Annotated in this window: 13 protein-coding genes; all 13 read left to right on the top strand. The window is 40.3% G+C overall.

Annotated elements, in window-relative coordinates:
* The first annotated feature begins 80 nt into the window (after positions 1–80).
* The 13 genes from xylA to FN817_RS01890 all read left to right on the top strand — a co-directional run bounded on the left by xylA (position 81) and on the right by FN817_RS01890 (position 20243).
* Positions 81–1409 (top strand): xylose isomerase, encoded by a 1329-nt coding sequence (gene xylA, locus FN817_RS01830; RefSeq protein WP_142716466.1) that lies wholly within the window; start codon positions 81–83, stop codon positions 1407–1409.
* Between the two features lie 94 nt (positions 1410–1503).
* A complete protein-coding gene (locus tag FN817_RS01835; RefSeq protein ID WP_142716467.1) occupies positions 1504–4398 on the top strand; it encodes a SusC/RagA family TonB-linked outer membrane protein in 2895 nt (964 codons plus the stop codon).
* Between the two features lie 12 nt (positions 4399–4410).
* Positions 4411–6369 carry a RagB/SusD family nutrient uptake outer membrane protein gene (locus FN817_RS01840; RefSeq protein ID WP_142716468.1) on the top strand — a complete coding sequence of 653 codons (1959 nt, stop codon included), beginning with the start codon at positions 4411–4413 and terminating at the stop codon, positions 6367–6369.
* A gap of 79 nt (positions 6370–6448) precedes the next feature.
* Positions 6449–7624 carry a mannonate dehydratase gene (gene uxuA / locus FN817_RS01845; RefSeq protein WP_142716469.1) on the top strand — a complete coding sequence of 392 codons (1176 nt, stop codon included), beginning with the start codon at positions 6449–6451 and terminating at the stop codon, positions 7622–7624.
* Between the two features lie 31 nt (positions 7625–7655).
* A complete protein-coding gene (locus tag FN817_RS01850; protein ID WP_142716470.1) occupies positions 7656–8471 on the top strand; it encodes an SDR family oxidoreductase in 816 nt (271 codons plus the stop codon).
* A 247-nt stretch (positions 8472–8718) separates the two neighbouring features.
* Positions 8719–10137: a glucuronate isomerase gene (gene uxaC, locus FN817_RS01855; protein ID WP_142716471.1), complete on the top strand. Its 1419-nt coding sequence runs from the start codon at positions 8719–8721 to the stop codon at positions 10135–10137.
* 4 nt (positions 10138–10141) lie between these two features.
* A complete protein-coding gene (locus FN817_RS01860) occupies positions 10142–11140 on the top strand; it encodes a sugar kinase (protein ID WP_142716472.1) in 999 nt (332 codons plus the stop codon).
* Positions 11137–11772 (top strand): bifunctional 4-hydroxy-2-oxoglutarate aldolase/2-dehydro-3-deoxy-phosphogluconate aldolase, encoded by a 636-nt coding sequence (locus tag FN817_RS01865; protein WP_142716473.1) that lies wholly within the window; start codon positions 11137–11139, stop codon positions 11770–11772. The genes FN817_RS01860 and FN817_RS01865 overlap by 4 nt, the downstream gene beginning before the upstream one ends.
* Positions 11773–13047, top strand: coding sequence for an MFS transporter (locus tag FN817_RS01870; RefSeq protein WP_142716474.1), 1275 nt, complete (start codon positions 11773–11775; stop codon positions 13045–13047).
* A 37-nt stretch (positions 13048–13084) separates the two neighbouring features.
* The gene (locus FN817_RS01875; protein WP_142716475.1) at positions 13085–15595 is read left to right on the top strand and encodes a glycoside hydrolase family 95 protein; all 2511 of its coding nucleotides are present in this window, start codon (positions 13085–13087) and stop codon (positions 15593–15595) included.
* 11 nt (positions 15596–15606) lie between these two features.
* Positions 15607–17325 (top strand): glycoside hydrolase family 43 protein, encoded by a 1719-nt coding sequence (locus tag FN817_RS01880; protein WP_142716476.1) that lies wholly within the window; start codon positions 15607–15609, stop codon positions 17323–17325.
* Positions 17326–17413: 88 nt separating this feature from the next.
* On the top strand, positions 17414–19063 hold the full coding sequence (locus FN817_RS01885) for a glycoside hydrolase family 43 protein (RefSeq protein ID WP_185149887.1): 1650 nt from the start codon (positions 17414–17416) through the stop codon (positions 19061–19063).
* Positions 19064–19370: 307 nt separating this feature from the next.
* Positions 19371–20243, top strand: a complete 873-nt coding sequence (locus FN817_RS01890) for an alpha/beta hydrolase (RefSeq protein WP_142716477.1) — start codon at positions 19371–19373, stop codon at positions 20241–20243.
* Positions 20244–20250: the final 7 nt, after the last annotated feature.

Genomic DNA, 20250 nt, shown 5'->3' on the forward strand with positions numbered 1-20250 from the left:
CTTACTGACTTTTTAGAATCAGTGAGAAGGGAGTCTCTACGCAAAAATTAAAAAAACAAATTAAAAATAATCAAATAAATATGAACACTTTAACAGGTACAAAAGAGTTTTTTACGGGTATTGAAAAAATTAAGTTTGAAGGGAAGGAAAGCAAGAACCCGTTGGCATTCCGCTATTATGATGCGGAAAAGATCGTGATGGGAAAACCTATGAAAGACTGGACCAGATTTGCAATGGCATGGTGGCACACCCTATGTGCAAACGGAAGCGATCCGTTCGGAGGACCTACCATCCACCATCCGTGGGATATCGGAAACGATGCAGTAACCAGAGCAATGCATAAAATGGATGCAGGTTTCGAATTCATGTCTAAAATGGGCTTCAGCTATTACTGCTTCCATGACATCGATCTTGTAGACCCTGCCGGTAACTGGAAAGACTACGAGAAAAATATGCAGGCTATTGTAGAATATGCAAAACAAAAGCAGCAGGAAACCGGAATTAAGCTTTTATGGGGAACAGCGAATGTTTTCACGCATGAAAGATACATGAACGGAGCCTCTACCAACCCAAATTTTGATGTTGTTGCCTGTGCAGGAACTCAGGTGAAAAACTCTATAGATGCTACTATCGCACTTGGAGGTGAAAACTATGTTTTCTGGGGTGGAAGAGAAGGATATATGAGCCTTCTAAATACCGATATGAAGCGTGAAAAAGATCACCTTGCGCGCTTCCTTTCCATGTCAAGAGACTATGCACGCCAGCAAGGTTTTAAAGGAACTTTCCTGATCGAACCAAAACCAATGGAGCCTACCAAGCATCAGTATGATTATGATTCTGAAACAGTAATCGGATTCCTGAGACATTACGGATTAGATAAAGACTTTAAGCTGAATATCGAAGTAAACCACGCTACATTGGCAGGTCATACCTTCGAGCATGAGCTTCAGGTTGCTGTTGATGCCGGGCTTTTAGGAAGTATTGATGCCAACAGAGGGGATTATCAGAACGGGTGGGATACGGATCAGTTCCCGATTGATTATTATGATATGGTTCAGGCATGGCTTGTACTGCTTCCGGCAGGAGGCCTGGGAACAGGAGGAGTAAATTTTGATGCCAAAATCAGAAGAAATTCTATTGATGCTGAAGATCTGTTCATTTCCCACATTTCAGGGATGGACGTTTTCGCCAAAGGTCTTCTTGCAGCAGCTGATATTCTTGAAAATTCTGACTACAAAAAGCTGAGAACAAACCGCTATGCTTCTTTTGATAACGGAAACGGAAAAGCATTTGAGGAAGGTTCACTTACATTGGAAGATCTTCAGAGAATTGCTCACGAAATCGGCGAACCACAGCCAAAAAGCGGAAAACAGGAATTGTTTGAGGCCATCGTGAATATGTATATATAATAAAAAAATAAAAGGCTTATAAACACTAAGGATTTTTATACACTATAATTATTAAACAGCCTTTTATTCAACAACTAATACTAAAATAATAATTATGAACCGATTTTATTTCAATAAAAGCAATAGAGCGGCATTATTTTTTGCAATGACTTTATTGCCTTCCGGCATAGCATATTCACAGGTTAAGAAAGATACAGTAGCTAAAGAAAATAAAATAGATGAAGTTGTTGTGATAGGATATGGAACCCAGAGAAAAGAAGCTGTGACAGGTTCTGTAGCCACTGTAAAAGGAGATGCCCTGCGTGAAGTACCTTCTGCCAATATTACTCAGGCATTGCAGGGAAGAACGGCAGGGGTAGATATCTCACAAACGTCCACCAAACCGGGTGCTGCCATGCAGATCCGTATCAGGGGAACACGATCTCTGACAGGAGATAATAACCCGTTGATTGTATTGGATGGTATTCCTTTTGTGGGATCACTGGCAGATATAAGCTCAAGTGATATCAAAAGTATTGATATCCTGAAAGATGCTTCTGCTACAGCCATCTACGGGTCAAGAGGAGCAAACGGTGTTATTCTCGTTACAACCAACAGAGGAGCAAAAGGGCAGAGACCTAAATTTACTTATAACACCTTTACAGGAGTTCAGACTTTGTTTTCAAAATATCCGATGATGGATGGGCCTCAGTTTGCAAAGTTGCGTTCTTATGCCATTCCTGCAGGAAATACAACCCCTTTGTATTCAAACGGGGCTGATGAAAACAACGGTGTCAATACAGACTGGCAAAGCCTGTTTTACAAGCCGGCGATGATGACCAGCCATGACGTAGGGGTTTCAGGAGGAACAGAAGGTGGAAATTATAATGTAGGGTTATCCTATTTTAAACAAAATGCTTTAATCCCTATTCAAAGTTATGAAAGATTTGCCCTGAGAATGGCCATTGACCAGCAGGTAGGATCCGTTTTTAAATTCGGTTTTACAACCAATACAAACTATTCCGTTTCGGAAGGAAACGGAGTAAATCCAGGTGCGGTTCTGGGATATTCTCCCATTGCCAATCCTTACAATGCGGACGGAAGCCCGAAGAGAGTAATGAGCACAGCAGGCGGTATAGATCAGACATGGATTTATACCAGAAGAAGCTTGGAAAGCCTGGCAGACAAATATATTGACGAAACCAAATCTTTTGCATCCTATAACAACCTTTACGGAGAGTTAAGCCTTCCAGTCAAAGGATTGAAATACAGATTAAATGTAGGGCTGGATTTCCGTACTTCAAACAGTGGAAATTACAGCGGCGTAGGAGTCTTTAATACAAACCCTCTGGGGCCGTCATCTGCAGGAAAAGGGAATAACCAGACCTACCATTGGGTATTGGAAAACCTTTTGACGTATGACCGTACATTTGGTAAGCATAAGGTAAATGCGGTGGCATTATATTCCGCAGAACAGAATAAGTACACAAGCTCATACATGAGTGCAAAGAATGTTCCTGCAGACTTTTTCCAGTATTATAACCTGGGACAGTCACCTCAGGCAGATATTACAGTAAGACCTGAAGACCAGGCTTACTCGAAAACCGGTCTGCTTTCTGCCATGGGAAGAATCATGTATACCTATGATAACAAGTATATGTTTACAGCAACACTTCGTGCCGACGGATCTTCCAGACTGGCTCCGGGTAACAAATGGCATACGTATCCCGCATTATCATTAGGATGGAATGTTACCAACGAATCTTTCATGCAGAATATCAAAGCGATTAATCTCCTTAAATTCAGAGCAGGATGGGGGCAGACTTCCAATCAGGCAGTAGATCCATACACTACGATGGGAAGATTTAATGTTGCTCCTTATAATTATGGAAGTGCAGGAAGTACAGGGATTTACGGAAGCCAGCCGCCAAACCCGAATTTAGGATGGGAATATTCAAAAACACAAAACTACGGGGTAGATTTCGGAATACTGAACAACCGCCTTACAGGAAGCGTGGAATATTACAAGACCCACACCTATGACCTGTTGACACAGAAAAGTCTTCCGGCGACAAGCGGATGGTCATCCATTGTTTCCAATGTAGCCGAAACAGAAAATAAAGGACTGGAAGTTTCCTTAAACGGGGTCATTTTTGATAACCCGGATGGTTTTACATGGGAGGCAGGAGTTAATTTCTATACCAATAAAAACAAAATTTTATCGCTTGCATCCGGAACAGAACGTGACGTCAATAACTTATGGTTTGTAGGTCATAATATTAATTCATTGTATGATTATCAATATATTGGTCTTTGGCAGGCTGGCGATCCTTATCAGAATATTCTGGAACCGGGTACCGCTGCAGACGTTGTAGGATCTATCAAAGTTCTTTACACCGGAGGCTATAATGCTGACGGAACTCCTGTAAGAGCAATTGGACCGGATGACAGACAGATTTTTGATACGGCCCCGAAATTCCAGGGAGGATTTAATATGCGCTTTGCCTACAAGAATTTTGAACTGAGTACAGTAGGAGCTTTCCAGCAAGGAGGCATTCTGGTGAGTACTATTTATGGATCTGCAAGTTATCTTAACAGATTAACGGGAAGAGGGAATAACGTAGACGTAGATTACTGGACAGAAGATAATACCGGTGCCTATTTTCCGCGTCCGGGACGCCATTTGAGTGGTGATAATCCGAAGTATTCTTCTACTTTAGCGATGTTTGATGCTTCTTATCTTAAGCTTCGTACCATTACATTAGGTTATAATGTCAATAAAGACTTTTTAAAGGATTTAAAAATTACAAGCTTAAGAATTTACTTTACGGTAACCAATCCTGTTGTGCTATTCTCACCTTATCATAAGTTCTCAGGAATGGATCCGGAACCGAACTCTTTCGGAAACGAAAACCAGGCAGTAAGCGGATATCCAAACCGCCAGCTTGTTATAGGAACCAACAACCCTTCCACAAGAAATTACTTAATGGGACTTAACTTAACCTTTTAAAACTGTACTGTCATGATAAATTTTAACAAAAAACTGCTATTAGGAGCAATCTTTTTATCCTTAACATTTACAGGTTGTAGTGAAATTCTTGATGAGCAGCCAAGAGCAATATATACAGCTGACTACTTCAATACACCGGACGGGGTGAACCAGGGATTTACAGCTTTATACAGACAGATGAGATTACTGTATGGTAATGGCTACTTTATGAGCAATTGTCAGAACGGAACTGATGAATCTACCTGGGCGCAAAGTGCGGATGGTAACTTTAAAGAATTGGATATGTCCGGAAACGGTATCATCAATTCCAATACTTTTCCTACAAGTATGGTTTGGAACTCTGTGTTTCCATATATCAATACTGCCAACGGAATTATTGAAAAAGGACCAGGATTCGGAATTGCAGAATCTATGATTTCTGAAGCCCGTTTCTTTCGTGGATTTTACTACTTCATGCTCGTTCAGACCTATGGAGGTGTTCCTTTGGATTTAGGGGCAGGAGAATTGAAATACAATACCCAGCCATCTACAACTTCTGCAAGAAATACCGTTCCGGAAGTATACACAAAAACTGTTTTTGCTGACCTTAAAAAAGCAATAGAAAATCTACCTGCCTCACCAAGGGTAACCGGAGGCGTGACTAAAAATGTAGCAAGATTGATGCTTGCCAAAGCCTATCTTACTTATGGATGGTGGCTGCAGAATCCAAACGGCATTCCAACTTATCCTGAAGTGACGAGAACAGATCCTGACGGACACAATGCCCAATGGTATTTCCAGCAGGCTTATGATATTGCCTTGGAAGGGATCAATAATCCAGGACCTTATGCCCTTCAGCCTACCTTCTATGATGTCAATGCAGGTTCAAATGACAGGAATACCGAATCTATGCTGTATGCAGACCATACACAGTCAAGTACATATTATAATGAAAGTGATCCTGTAGGATTTGGTTCAGGCTGGGCTCCGGATAATTTTGCAGCATGGATGCAGACCTGGAATTATACTGCCATCAAAAGCAGTAAAACCACAGCATGGGTGGGAGCAGATGTAGTAAGTGGTGTACAGCGTGAAGCCGCTCAGTCTCTGGGACGTCCGTGGGTTCGTATGTGTCCTACTCTGGGAGTTATTAAAAATACTTTTGCAGATAAAACCAACGATTCCCGTTATGATGGTACTTTTGTAACCACTTACAGAGGAAACTGGAACAAAAACGGAACGGGTCTTACAACAGTTCCTGTACTTTATAATGCCAATAATTTACCTGTACAGCCGGGTGGAGCTATCTTAAGCTTCCTGAATGATGACAGCCAGACTCCTTCTTATCCTACAGGAGCAGGACAAAGCGGCGTGGGAGCAGGGACTCTGTCGGGAAGAGCAGACTGGGTAATTGCACCGAACGGGATCAGCAGAATTGTATACCCTGGCTTATGGAAAATCGGAACTTACCGTACTGATGATCCAAACGGTTTAGGATATCCGAATGCAGGATTAACCCGTCCTTTCAGCGTTGCCAAATTCTCAGAATTCTATTTTATTGCCGCGGAAGCAGCCGTAAAAGGAGCTTCTGGAGCTATGACAGCCAGAGACCTTATCAATGTTATCCGTGCCCGTGCCGGAAAATGGAAGTTTAATAATGCTCAGAATGCAGCTTATGTAGCAGATAACAGCGCTACAATGACTGCTGCCACACCAGCCGTAATTACCATTGATTATATTCTTGCAGAAAGATCCCGTGAATATTACGGAGAATTCTACAGATGGTATGATCTGGTACGTACTCAGAAGTGGGGAGATTATGCAGCTACTTATCAGATCGGAGGAGCTTCCTATGGAGATCACGCTCCGCAAACAGTTACTAGAACGATAAAACCATTTCACTATCTGAGACCAATTCCTCAGAACCAGATTGATGCAATGGAAGTATCGGCAGATATTAAAGCAAAATATCAGAATCCAGGATACAATTAATTTCATTCTACATTCATATCAGCAACAGAGTAGGTGTGAAAGCACCTGCTTTGTTTATCTGAATTAAAATTTTAAAACTATGGAAAAAACCTGGCGTTGGTTTGGCAAAAAAGACAAAATAGCATTGAGCACACTTCGTCAAATAGGAGTAGAAGGAATTGTTTCTGCTCTACATGATATCCCAAACGGAGAAATCTGGAATTCAAAGGCCATTATTGATTATAAAAACTATATAGAAAGCCACGGACTTCGCTGGTCTGTTGTAGAAAGTCTTCCCGTAAGCGAAGCCATCAAATACGGAGGTGAAGACCGTGACTCTTTAATAGAAAATTATATCACAAGCCTTGAAAATCTGGGTAAAGCAGGGGTTACAACAGTTTGCTACAACTTTATGCCTGTTCTCGACTGGGCAAGGACCGATCTTTTTCACGAATGGGAAGACGGCTCATCATCACTTTATTTTGACAAAGCCAAGTTTGCCTACTTCGAAATTCATATTCTTAAACGAGAAGGAGCAGAAAACGATTACAGTCCGGAAATCCTTCAAAAAGTAGAAGAATTAAAAAATACCTTAACGGAAAAAGATAATCATGATCTGATAGACTCAGTCATTGTAAAAACACAGGGATTCGTGAACGGAAATATCAAAGAAGGCGAATTGAATCCCATAGAAAAGTTCAAAAGTTTATTGGCATTGTATGATGGTATAGATAAACATCAGCTTCGTCAGAACATGAAATATTTCCTCGAAAAAATAATGCCAGCCTGTGAAAAATGGAATATCCAGATGTGTGTACATCCTGATGATCCGCCTTTTTCATTACTGGGCTTACCAAGAATAGTAACCAATGAAGAGGATATTGACTGGCTTCTGAAAGCTGTTGATAACCCTCACAACGGGTTAACATTCTGTGCAGGATCTCTAAGTGCCAACCTTCAGAATGATGTTCCAAAACTGGCACAGAAATTTGCCCACAGAACCAAATTCGTTCACCTGAGAAGTACCAATGTCTTTGAAAACGGTGATTTTATCGAGGCTCATCACCTGGGAGGAAGAGGAAAGCTTATTGAAGTGATCCGTGTATTCGAAAAAGAAAATCCTGATCTTCCGATGAGAATAGACCACGGTAGACTTTTAACAGAAGATGTTGACAAAGGTTATAATCCCGGCTATTCATTTTTAGGAAGAATGCTGGCATTAGGTCAGATCGAAGGAGTAACGGCTGCCATTCAGTCAGAATTACAGAAAAATTAATCTGCGTTTGTAATAAATAGTAAAAAGTAAAATGAAAGACCTGTTTAGTATTAAAAACAAAGTAGCAGTCATCACAGGGGCTTCAGGCGTTTTGGGAGGCAGCCTTGCCAAAAGTTTTATAGAAGCCGGCGCCAAAGTTGTGGCTCTGGGAAGAAACCAGGAAACACTGGATGCCCGTGTAAAAGAGCTTACAGATTTGGGTGGAGATGCACTTGCTGTAGAAGCCAATGTGATGGATATTGAAAGTCTTGAAGCTGCTTCTGTGAAAATAAAAGAAAAGTATGGCAGCATTGATATTCTGCTCAATATAGCCGGTGGAAATATTCCGGCAGCCACTTTATCTCCCGAACAGTCATTTTTTGATATGGATATGAAGGGATGGGCTGAGGTTACCGATCTCAATATCAACGGAACCGTTTATCCCAGCTATGTTTTCGGAAAAGCAATGGCTGAGCAGGGGAGCGGCAACATTATTAATATTTCTTCAATGGCTGCCTATTCAGCGATTACGAGAGTAGCCGGATATTCTGCAGCCAAATCGGCAATTACCAATTTTACCCAATGGCTGGCCTCTGATCTGGCATTGAAATTCGGAGATAAGATACGGGTAAATGCAGTGGCGCCAGGATTTTTCATTGGTGATCAGAACCGTGCTATTCTGTTGAATCCGGACGGAAGCTTAACGGAGAGAAGCAAAAAAGTAATGGCTAAAACACCCATGCAGAGATTTGGAGAAGTAGAAGAACTGAATGGTGTTGTACAGTTTCTATGTTCTGATGCAGCAAGCTTTATCACTGGAGCATTGATTCCTGTTGACGGAGGTTTCAGCGCATTCAGTGGAGTATAAAAAACTAATTTCTTCATATATAAATTGGAACAGGACCTTAATGGTTTCATTCAAGGTCTTGTTTTTAAAAAGTAGACACCTAAGTGTTGTGAAAATCTTTGATTTTCATCTTATGTAAACTTTTCTGCAGAATTATTTTAAACTTTCTTAGGTGAGCTAAAGTGTTTTAAAATAAAGCTTTTGTGACTTTTGTGGTTTTGCAGAGTTTAAACAAGTTAATTAAAATTCAGGGTTGTAAAAATAAATCATGAGTAATTCCATTAAAAATAAAGATGTTTTCGGAGAATTGTTTCTGCTGGAATCAGCAAAGGCAGAGAATCTCTATTTCGGATATGCCAAAGATATGCCTGTGATCGATTATCACAATCATCTTGAGCCGGATGTTATTGCTGCCAATCAAAACTTCCGTTCTCCAACCGCTATCTGGCTGGATGGTGACCATTACAAATGGAGAGCCATGAGAAATTTTGGAGTTCACGAGCAATTCATTTCCGGAGAAGCTTCCGACCACGAAAAATTCATGAAATGGGCAGAAGTGGTGCCTTATACCCTTCGTAACCCGTTGTTTCACTGGACGCATCTGGAGCTCAAAAATCCTTTTGGAATCAGTGAATATTTATCACCTAATAATGCAGATACTGTATATCATCAGATGAATGAAAGTCTGCAGACAGACGGCTTTTTACCACAATCCATCATTCAGAATTTTAAGGTAGAAGCGTTGTGCACTACAGACGATCCTGCTGATGATCTGGTTCATCACAAGGCTTTAAAAAACAGTGGATTTAGCACAGCTGTTCTTCCGGCTTTCCGCCCTGATTCCTATATTAATATTATTAATTCTGAACAATATATTTCGGGAATTAAAAAGCTCGAAAAAGTCTGCGGATTTTCAATCACATCAGCCTCGGACCTCTTGAACGCTCTTCAGTCCAGAATCAACTATTTTGTGGATGCAGGAGCAAAAGTAGCCGACCACGGCTTTGAATATTTTCCAGATACAACAAAATGGAATCATAGCCTTGAAAAAGAGTTTTCCGAGTTTCTGAAGGGCAATCTCTCAACATTTTCCGATCCGGATGCATTATGCGGATATATGCTGAAAGAGCTTTGCAAAATGTATGCAGAAAAAGGCTGGGTACAGCAGTTTCATGTGGGGGCAACCCGAAACAACAATTCAGATATGTTCAGAAAAATGGGTGCCAATGCAGGATATGATGCCATTGGAGAACCCTACTATGCACAAAGATTGAGCGTTTTGCTGGATGCACTGAATACAGAAGGAAAACTGGCTAAAACTATTATATACAATCTGAACCCGGCATTTAACGAGGTTTTGGCAACTCTTGCCGGAAACTTCAATGAAGAAGGCATCAAATCCAAGGTACAATTTGGAGCAGCCTGGTGGTTTCTTGATCAGCTTGACGGGATGACCAAGCAGATGAATACGCTTTCCAATATCGGTCTGATCAGCACTTTTGTGGGAATGTTGACCGATTCCCGAAGCCTGCTGTCATTCTCAAGACACGATTATTTCAGAAGACTTTTGTGCAACATGTTTGGAAGTGAAATGGAAAGAGGTCTGCTGCCCGATGATGAAAAATGGGTAGGAAAGATCATTCAGGATATCTGTTATCACAATACAAAAAATTATTTTGAAATTTAATACTATGCAGGACTCAACGAAAATACTATGTTTTGGGGAACTGCTTCTCCACTTTGCCCCGGATTCCGAAGGAAACTGGCTTAATGAACAGTCTCTGAAGATGTATGTTGGAGGCGCTGAATACAATGTAGCAGCAGCACTTTCCCAGTGGAAGAATTCTGTGAAACTGTTATCAGCATTACCGGAGAATTTTGTAGGAAATCACCTCGAACTACAGCTTAACAATAAAGGAATAGAAATCCTTGCAGAAAAAACTCAGGGAAGAATAGGAACATTTTACCTTTCTTCCGATGGAGATATGCAGAATGCTTCAGTGGTGTACGATCGCTTTCCGTCTGTTTTTACCCAGTCGGATTTTGAAACTTTCAGTGATGATGAGATATTTTCAGAGGTAAAATGGCTGCATATCAGTACCATCACACCGGCTTTGAGTGACCAGGCATTCCACAAATGTCTGCAAATCATGAAGGAAGCCAGAACAAAAAATATTACGGTTTCTCTTGACCTGAATTACAGGGCGTTGCTTTGGCAAAACCAGAATCCTCACAAAATTAAAGAGCTGATGCCTTTTGTGAATGTTCTTATGGGAAATATCTGGTCTGTGGAACAGTTTCTCAATATTCCTGTTGAATATGAGCTTAACGGAAATTTCGATGATGAAAACCTTCTTAAACAGGCCGAAAAAACAGCATTGGAAATCAGAAGACAATTCCCTGAGGTGGAAAAAATTGCGAATACCTTCCGTTTTACAAACGGAGAACAGGTGAATTACTTTGCCACCTTATTTGCTGGTGAACAGCTTTTAATTTCAGAAAAATATAATTCAGATACCATTAAAGAAAGGGTAGGAAGCGGTGATTCTTTCATGGCCGCTTTGATTCATGGAATTTTAAAAGGAAATCCTGAACAGCAGATTCTGGAAGATGCTACAAAAGTTGCTTTTAAAAAGCTTTTTGTAAAGGGAGATACCATTGATGAAAGCATTAATATCGAAACATTATGAGTGAAATAGTACAAAAAATAAAAGACCAGAAAATCGTTCCGTTGTTTTATAACGAATCGTTTGAAGTCTCAAAAAATATCATAAAAGCTTTATACGAAGCAGGAATCCGTGTGATAGAATATACCAACCGCGGTCATCAGGCACTGGAAAACTTCACTAAGCTGAAAGAAATTTCCCATATTGAATTTCCAAGCCTTCTGTTAGGAATCGGAACAGTAAAAAATGTACAGGAAATGGATGATTATGCTCATGCAAAAGCAGATTTCATCATTACACCTGTTATCAATGAGGCATTGGTGAAACATGCACTTGAAAGAAATATCCTTCTGATTCCTGGTTGCTTTACCCCTTCCGATATCAATATCGCGCATCAGAATGGGCTAACACTGGTTAAAATATTTCCGGCTGATGCTTTAGGAAAGAACTACATCAAATCTGTGAAACCTGTTTTTCCGGGAATGAATTTTATGCCAACCGGAGGAATTCATGCTGAAACTGAAGATATCAGAGAATGGCTCAATGGAGGTGCCATAGCAGCAGGGTTGGGAAGCTCTCTCATCGGAAAAGATATTAATGAAGAAGAACTGACTCTGAAAACAAAAAAATTACTACAACAACTTAATCATAACTAAATGCAGGCTCCTCAAAACCGCAATATAAGATGGTGGATGCTGTCCCTTGTCTTTCTAGCCACTACGATCAATTACCTTGACCGGCAGGTAATGGGCTTGCTGAAACCTGTACTGGAAAAGGAATTCAGCTGGGACGAAAAAGATTACAGCTATATCGTCATGGCCTTTACCACGACGTATGCCATCGGTTATATGGCGATGGGAAGGTTTATAGACAAGGTGGGAACCAAAATCGGGTATGCCGTTTCCCTTATTGTATGGAGCTTGGCCTCTATAGGACATGGTTTTGTGAAAAGTACCATCGGGTTTATCATTGCGAGAAGTACTTTGGGAATCAGTGAAGCAGGAAATTTTCCTGCTGCCATCAAATCTGTGGCTGAATGGTTTCCTAAAAAAGAAAGAGCGCTGGCAACCGGAATTTTTAATTCAGGAGCAACGGTGGGAGCTATTTTGGCACCGCTGCTGGTTCCGTTCATTCTTGGACATTACGGCTGGAGACAGACTTTTGTATGGATCGGGGCTTTGGGTATGGTTTGGATTGTCCTTTGGTGGAAATTTTATGCCGTACCGGAAAAAACAAAAAATCTCAGCAAGGAAGAACTGCAGTATATAAAAAGCGATCAGGCTGAAAAAGCAGAAGAGAAAACGAAAATTCCTTTATCTGAATTACTCAAATATAAAGTAACATGGTCATTTGCCATCGGTAAGATATTAACCGATCCTATCTGGTATTTCTTCATGTTCTGGCTGCCGGCCTATTTCTCAGATGTCTTCAAAATGGATTTAACAAAACCATCGCTTCCATTGATTATTATTTACAGCGGAACTACGATCGGTAGTATTGGCGGAGGGTATCTTTCATCATTTCTGATTAAAAAAGGCTGGGCCATCGGAAGAGCCAGAAGCATTACGATGTTATTGTTTGCTTTGATGGTAGTTCCGGTAATGTTCTCAAAATATGTAGACAATATGTGGATGATCACAATCATCATTGCCTTTGCAACAGCTGCGCATCAAGGTTGGGGGGCCAATCTTATGACCACAGTCGGAGATCAGTTACCCAACAGCTATGTCAGTTCTGTCATTGGTTTTGGAGGAATGCTCGGTTCAGCGGCAGGAATTATTTTTCCTTTGTTCATCGGAATTGTTTTAGATACATTCAAAAAGGCAGGAAACGTGAATGGCGGTTACAATATCATTTTCTTTATCGCAGGAATTTCATATGTTGCTGCCTGGGGACTCATTTCGTTGATTAACAGAAAGAAAACAGCTTAGTATAACAATAATACAGTTTGAAATTTAAAAAGTAAAAATGAAATCCGGGGTTTACATGACCATAAGTCTTCTGATCAGTATATTTTCCTTCGCCCAGAAAGGAGGAAAGTATAAGCTGTGGTATGACAGGCCCGCAAAACAATGGGTGGAAGCTTTACCGGTAGGAAACGGAAACATGGCAGCTATGGTGTATGGAGACCCTTATCAGGAAAAGCTTCAGCTGAATGAAGGAACATTCTGGTCCGGAGGTCCTTCCCGGAATGATAATCCGGATGCACCAAAAGTCCTGGATTCCATCCGGTATTATTTATTTAATGGAAATTACAAAAGAGCACAAGTTCTTGCAGACCAGGGATTAACAGCGAAAACAGTTCACGGCTCAGCATTCCAGAATATTGGTGATTTTACGCTGGATCTCAATAACCTCAAGGATATCAAAAATTATTACAGAGAACTGGACATTGAAAAAGCAATCGCAACCACTACATTTACTTCAGGTGGCGTTAACTTTAAAAGAGAAGTTTTTGCCTCAATTCCTGATCATGTAATCGTTATTAAATTAAGCTCAGATCATAAAAATGCTCTGAACTTTACAGCGAAATTCAATAGCGAGCTTAAAAAGAATGCCAGGGCTATTGATGCCAATACGTTACAAATGGATGGAATTTCTTCCACACTGGACGGCATCCAGGGTCAGGTGAAATTCAATGCGCTGGCAAAATTTATGACCAAAGGCGGGAAAACTCAAACCTCAGAAGGTGGAATTTCAGTAAGCAATGCTCATGAGGTCACGATTCTTATTTCCATAGCCACTAATTTTACAGACTACAAAAATTTAAATACAGACGAATTTGCAAAAGCCGGAAAGTATATTGAAGCAGCAGCAAATAAAAGTTTCAAAACTTTAGTTCAAAACCATCTGAATGCTTACCAGAAATATTTTAAAAGAGTAGATCTGGATTTAGGAACTTCTGAAGCTTCGAAAGATCCAACAGATATCAGAATTAAAAATTTTGCTAATGGTTATGATCCAGAACTCATTTCATTGTATTATCAGTTTGGACGCTATCTCCTGATTTCCTCCTCTCAGCCGGGTGGTCAGCCTGCCAATTTGCAGGGGATCTGGAATAATTCCAACAAACCAGCCTGGGACAGCAAGTATACCATCAACATTAATACGGAAATGAATTACTGGCCGGCGGAAAAGACCAATCTTACTGAAATGCATGAACCATTGATTCGGATGATAAAAGATTTGAGCGAAACAGGAAAAGAAACGGCAAAAACAATGTACAACAGCCGTGGCTGGGTAGCGCATCATAACACCGATATCTGGAGAATAACAGGAGTGATCGATTTTGCAAACGCCGGAATGTGGCCTATGGGTGGAGCCTGGCTTTCACAGCATTTATGGGAAAAATATTTATACAGCGGAGACAAAAACTACCTGATAACAATTTATCCTGTTTTGAAATCTGCAGCACAGTTTTACGAAGATTTCCTGATTGAAGAACCTGCACATCATTGGCTGGCAGCAAGCCCGTCAATGTCTCCCGAAAATATTCCGCAGGGACACCAGGGGAGTGCTCTGGCAGCGGGAAATACAATGGATAATCAATTGATGTTCGACCTTTTCACCAAGACAAAAAAGGCAGCACAGATTCTCAATACAGATTCAGATAAAATTCAGGTCTGGAACACGATTATTTCAAAATTACCACCGATGAAAATCGGAAGTTACGGACAATTGCAGGAGTGGATAGAAGACCTGGACGATCCTAAAGATAACCACAGACATGTTTCTCATTTGTATGGATTATTTCCTTCCAACCAGATCAGTCCGTTTACCACACCGGAATTGCTGGACGCCTCCAGAACCGTACTAGTTCACCGTGGTGATGTATCCACAGGCTGGTCAATGGGCTGGAAAGTCAATCTCTGGGCTAAATTATTAGACGGAAATCAGGCCAATAAATTAATCAAAGATCAGTTAACGCTGGTAGAAAAAGACGGTTGGGGCAGCAAAGGTGGAACGTATCCGAATCTTTTCGATGCACATCCGCCATTCCAGATTGATGGAAATTTCGGTTGCACTTCCGGGATTACCGAAATGCTTCTGCAGACTCAAAACGGTTTTATAGACATCCTTCCCGCACTTCCTGAAGAGTGGAAAAAAGGCAGTATTTCCGGACTGAAAGCCTATGGAGGATTCGAAGTCAGCGTGATCTGGGAAAATAATAAAGCTAAAGAAATCACTATAAAATCCGGATTGGGAGGAAACTGCAGAGTCAGACTTCCGAATGAAATGCAGCTTTCCGGAAACACAACACTGAAAAAAGCAGAAGGTAAAAACCCGAACTCCTTTTTTGAAATTCCGGAAATTCCTAAACCGTTGATATCTGACAAGGTAAAATTGAATCCTGTTGAAATTAAAACTGATCTTATCTATGATTTCCCGACTGAAGCAGGGAAGGTGTATACATTACAATGGAGTGATAAAAGCTCTGAAAGACAATCTGAAACTAAATCTATTTACAATAAAAACTAAAAAATCTATATATGAAAAAGAGTCTAATGAATCCTGTTTTTTTAAGAAATAAAACCCATGTTATTGCAGTGGCAGCCTTACTTTCCATCAGTAACATCTCTGCACAGACTTTTTCTGACTTCAATTACCGTGGAAACGATAAAATATATAATGACAACCCTCTTAAACCGGACGAGTTCTATTCCCCGATTTTACAGGGCTGTTACCCGGACCCCAGCATTACCAGAAAAGGAGAAGATTATTACCTGGTAAACTCTTCATTTTCAATGTTTCCGGGAGTTCCTATTTTTACTTCTAAAGATCTTGTAAACTGGAAACAGGTAGGGCACGTTCTGGACAGACCTTCACAGCTTAAAGTTGAAAAATCAGGTGTTTCCCATGGAATTTATGCACCGGATATCAAATACAATAAGCACAACGATACTTTTTATATGATCACTACCCAGTTTGCAGGCGGTATCGGAAATATGGTCGTAAAAACAAAAGATCCGGCAAAAGGATGGAGCGAAGTTCAGAAACTGAATTTTGAAGGTATTGATCCTTCTATTTTCTTTGATGATGACGGAAAGGCATATATTGTTCACAATGATGCTCCACCGAAAGGTACTGAGCAGTACAATGGCCACCGTGTTATTAAGATGTGGGACTATGATCTCGAAAAAGACCAGATAGTTGCGGGTTCGGATAAGATTATTGTAAACGGCGGCGTGGATCTTTCCCAAAAGCCTATCTGGATTGAAGGCCCCCATATTTATAAAAAGAATGGTAAATACTATTTGATGTGTGCTGAAGGAGGAACTGGCGGTAATCACAGTGAAGTTATTTTTATGTCCGATTCTCCTAAAGGACCTTACCTTCCGGCTGGAAACAACCCGATTCTGACACAGCGCTATTTTCCAAAAGACAGAAAAGAAAAAGTAGACTGGGCAGGCCATGCAGATCTGGTAGAAACGCCGGATGGCCAATATTACGGAGTATTTCTGGCGATACGCCCGAACGAGAAAAACAGAGTCAATAAAGGCCGTGAAACATTTATCCTTCCGGTTGATTGGAGCGGAACTTATCCTGTTTTCCAAAACGGACTGGTTCCAATGAAACCAAAATTGAAAATGCCACAAGGTGTTCAGAATCAAACCGGGCAAAACGGATTTTTCCCGAACGGAAACTTTACATACAACGATAAACTAACCGATAAAAATCTTGACTTCCGATGGATTGCCATGCGTGGACCTCGTGAAAGCTTTATTACGGTTACAAAAAACGGCGTAAAAGTAAACCCTTTTGCAACCAATATCAAGGCATTGGCTCCGGTTTCGGCACTGTTCCATAGATTACAGCATGAATCATTTGAAACTTCTGTAACCCTGGATTTTAGGCCCAAAACAGAAAAAGAGCTGGCAGGAATTACCTGTTATCAAAGCGAAACATTCAATTATGTTTTCGGAATCACGAAAAAAGATAAAGATTTCTACATCGTATTGGAAAGAACAGAAAAAGGACAATCAAAGCTGATCGCAAGCGAGAAGATTTCATTATCCAAACCGGTTAAATTACAGGTGGTAGCAGATAAAGATGAGCATAGCTTTAATTATTCGCTGGATGGCAAGAGCTATAAAAACCTGGGAGGACCGGTTTCAGGAGATATACTTTCTACGGACGTTGCAGGAGGTTTTACAGGAAGCCTTATCGGTCTGTACAGTACTTTTTCCAATGATATTATCCCGAATTAAGTTAGTATTAGCAATGTCACACTGAGCTCGTCGAAGTGTTTCCGTTTAAGATTGAAAAAGAATCAAATCAAACCAAAATATTAAAACCGTGACAATCAAAAAATCTTATATAGTTTCTTTATTGGGATTTATCGGGCTGAATCTTCTTTCAGCCCAGGTAAATCCTTCCGGAAAACAAAGTACGGCATTTACAAACCCAATCATATGGGCAGATGCACCGGATTTATCCATTACCAGAAACGGAAATGATTTTTACCTGATCAGTACCACCATGCATCTGATGCCGGGAGCTCCGGTGATGCATTCCAGGGATCTGGTTCATTGGGAAATGTCCGGGTATGTTTTCGATACTTTGAATGACAACCCGAAATATGATTTATTGAACGGTACCGTTTACGGCAGAGGCCAATGGGCTTCCTCAATCCGTTATCATAAAGGGAAATATTACGTTTTATTCTCTCCGAATGATGAGCCTTTCAAATCTTATTTCTATGTGACCGATAATCCCAAAAAAGGAAAATGGAAACTCATCACAAGAACAAGACATTTTCACGATGCATCACTGTTTTTCGATGATGATGACAAAGTATATGTTTTCACCTCCAACAAAGTTTTTGAACTGAGCCCTGATTTTAAAGAAGTGATCGGAAATCCGGATGGAACTGAGGTATTTCAGAAAGATGCTTCGGAAACCGGGCTTCTGGAAGGAAATCAGATCATCAAAAGAAACGGGAAATATTATATGATGATGATATCCTGGCCAAGAAATGGAAAACGCTGTCAGGTAGTTTACAGGGCAGATAAAGTGGCAGGTCCTTACGAGAAAAAAGTAGTTCTGGAAGACAATTTTTTAGGATTTTCCTATGCAGGGCAAGGCGCTTTGATTGATGATAAAAACGGAAACTGGTATTCCCTTATTTTCCAGGACAGAAACGGAGTAGGACGTGTTCCGCTGCTGCTTCCCGTACAATGGGAAAACGACTGGCCGGTATTGGGAGATAACGGAAAAGTTCCTTTGAAAGGAGAAGTTCCGCTTCCGCCATTCAAACCCAAAAATCATTTGGTGGAAAGCGATGAGTTCTCTGATAAAACAATGAAAATTCAGTGGCAATGGAATCATAATCCGGTGAATGAAGCCTGGTCTTTATCCGAAAGAAAAGGCTTCCTGAGGCTGAAAACCAGCAGAGTCGTAGACAATCTGTACGCAGCACCCAATACTTTGACCCAGAGAATGGAAGGCCCGACTTCTTCAGCAATTGTTGCAATGGATCTCAAAGGAATGAAAGATGGAGACCTTGCAGGTTTCAGCGCCTTCAACGGGGATTCCGGGATTTTATCAATAGTAATGGAAGGTAAAGAAAAATTCATTGTTTTTTCAACCAATGAAGTAAGCCTGGATAGTAAAACCAAAGCGATTACCGGAGTGAAAAAAGAAGAGAAAAAACGGATTCCTCTCAATTCGGATAAAATTTTCCTCCGTATCGATGCCGATTTTAATCTCGGAAAAGATCTTGCAGACTTTTATTACAGTACGGATCAGAAGAACTGGATGGAAATGGCAAGAGATTACAAAATGATCTTTGATTACCGTAGATTTTTTATGGGATCAAAATTCGCAGTTTTTAATTATGCTACTAAAAATGCAGGAGGTTTCGTAGACGTGGATTTTTTCAGAGTCAATAAAGCCGAGAATGAAAATAACAAAATTAGCAGGGAAAAGTTTGCTGTAAACAGATAAATAAAATAAGTATTCAGATGTTTAAACTTTATTAACCACAAAAGTCACAAAGGTTTTCATTCTAAAATGCTTGAATTCACTTAAGTAAGTTTAAAATGATATCGCAGAAAAGTGCACATAAGATGAAAATCAAAGATTTTCCCAAAACTTAGGTGTGCTTATTACGCATAAGGTTTGGCTCTGAAAACTTAAGTATTTAAAACTTTTGTGACTTTTGTGGTTAAAATAATCAATATAAAACTTTAAACAGTTTGTTATTATTTTTTTATCCAAAATAATAAGTGTTAAAACTACAAATAAAAAAATCATGAATAAATCAGTTGTATTAACATTAGGTTTCATGCTGTCAGGAGTTTTTATTTCTGCACAGGCTTTTGATAAAAAAGTACCCCAGGCTTTCGATATAGAAAAAAAAGAAATTCCACACGGAAAAATAGACACAATACAGTATTCTTCGGCAACGGTTGGAACTACACGTAAAGCTTTAGTATATACGCCTCCCGGATATAAAAAAGGCACTCAATATCCTGTTTTATATCTGCTACACGGTATTGGAGGAGATGAAAAAGAGTGGTTTAAAAATGGAACTCCGCAAATTATTTTAGATAATCTGTATGCTAAAGGAAAACTTTCTCCCATGATCGTTGTACTTCCCAACGGCCGGGCGATGAAGGACGACAGGGCAACCGGAGACATCATGGCAAAGGATAAAGTAGAAGCTTTTGCAACCTTTGAAAAAGACCTCCTGAATGATTTGATTCCCTTTGTAGAAAAAAAATACCCGGTTAAAAAAGACCGAAATAACAGAGCTATTGCCGGACTTTCCATGGGAGGCGGACAAACCTTGAATTTCGGACTTGGAAATATCGACTGGTTCGCATGGGTGGGAGCCTTTTCCGCAGCTCCAAATACTAAAGAACCTCAACTTCTTCTTCCGGACCCATCCAAAGCTAAAGAATTAAAACTTCTTTGGATTTCATGCGGAGATCAGGACAGACTGATGCCTTTCAGCAAAAGAACAAGCGACTATCTTACAGACAATAAAATTCCCCATATTTTTTATGTAGAACCGGGTGGTCACGATTTCAAAGTGTGGAAGAATGATTTGTACCTTTTCTCGCAACTGCTTTTCAAACCCGTCAATCAGGAAGAAGTTAATCTTATTCTGAAGTCACAATAAATACAGG

This window comes from Chryseobacterium rhizoplanae, from assembly GCF_900182655.1.
GTDB classification, from domain to species: Bacteria; Bacteroidota; Bacteroidia; order Flavobacteriales; family Weeksellaceae; genus Chryseobacterium; species Chryseobacterium rhizoplanae.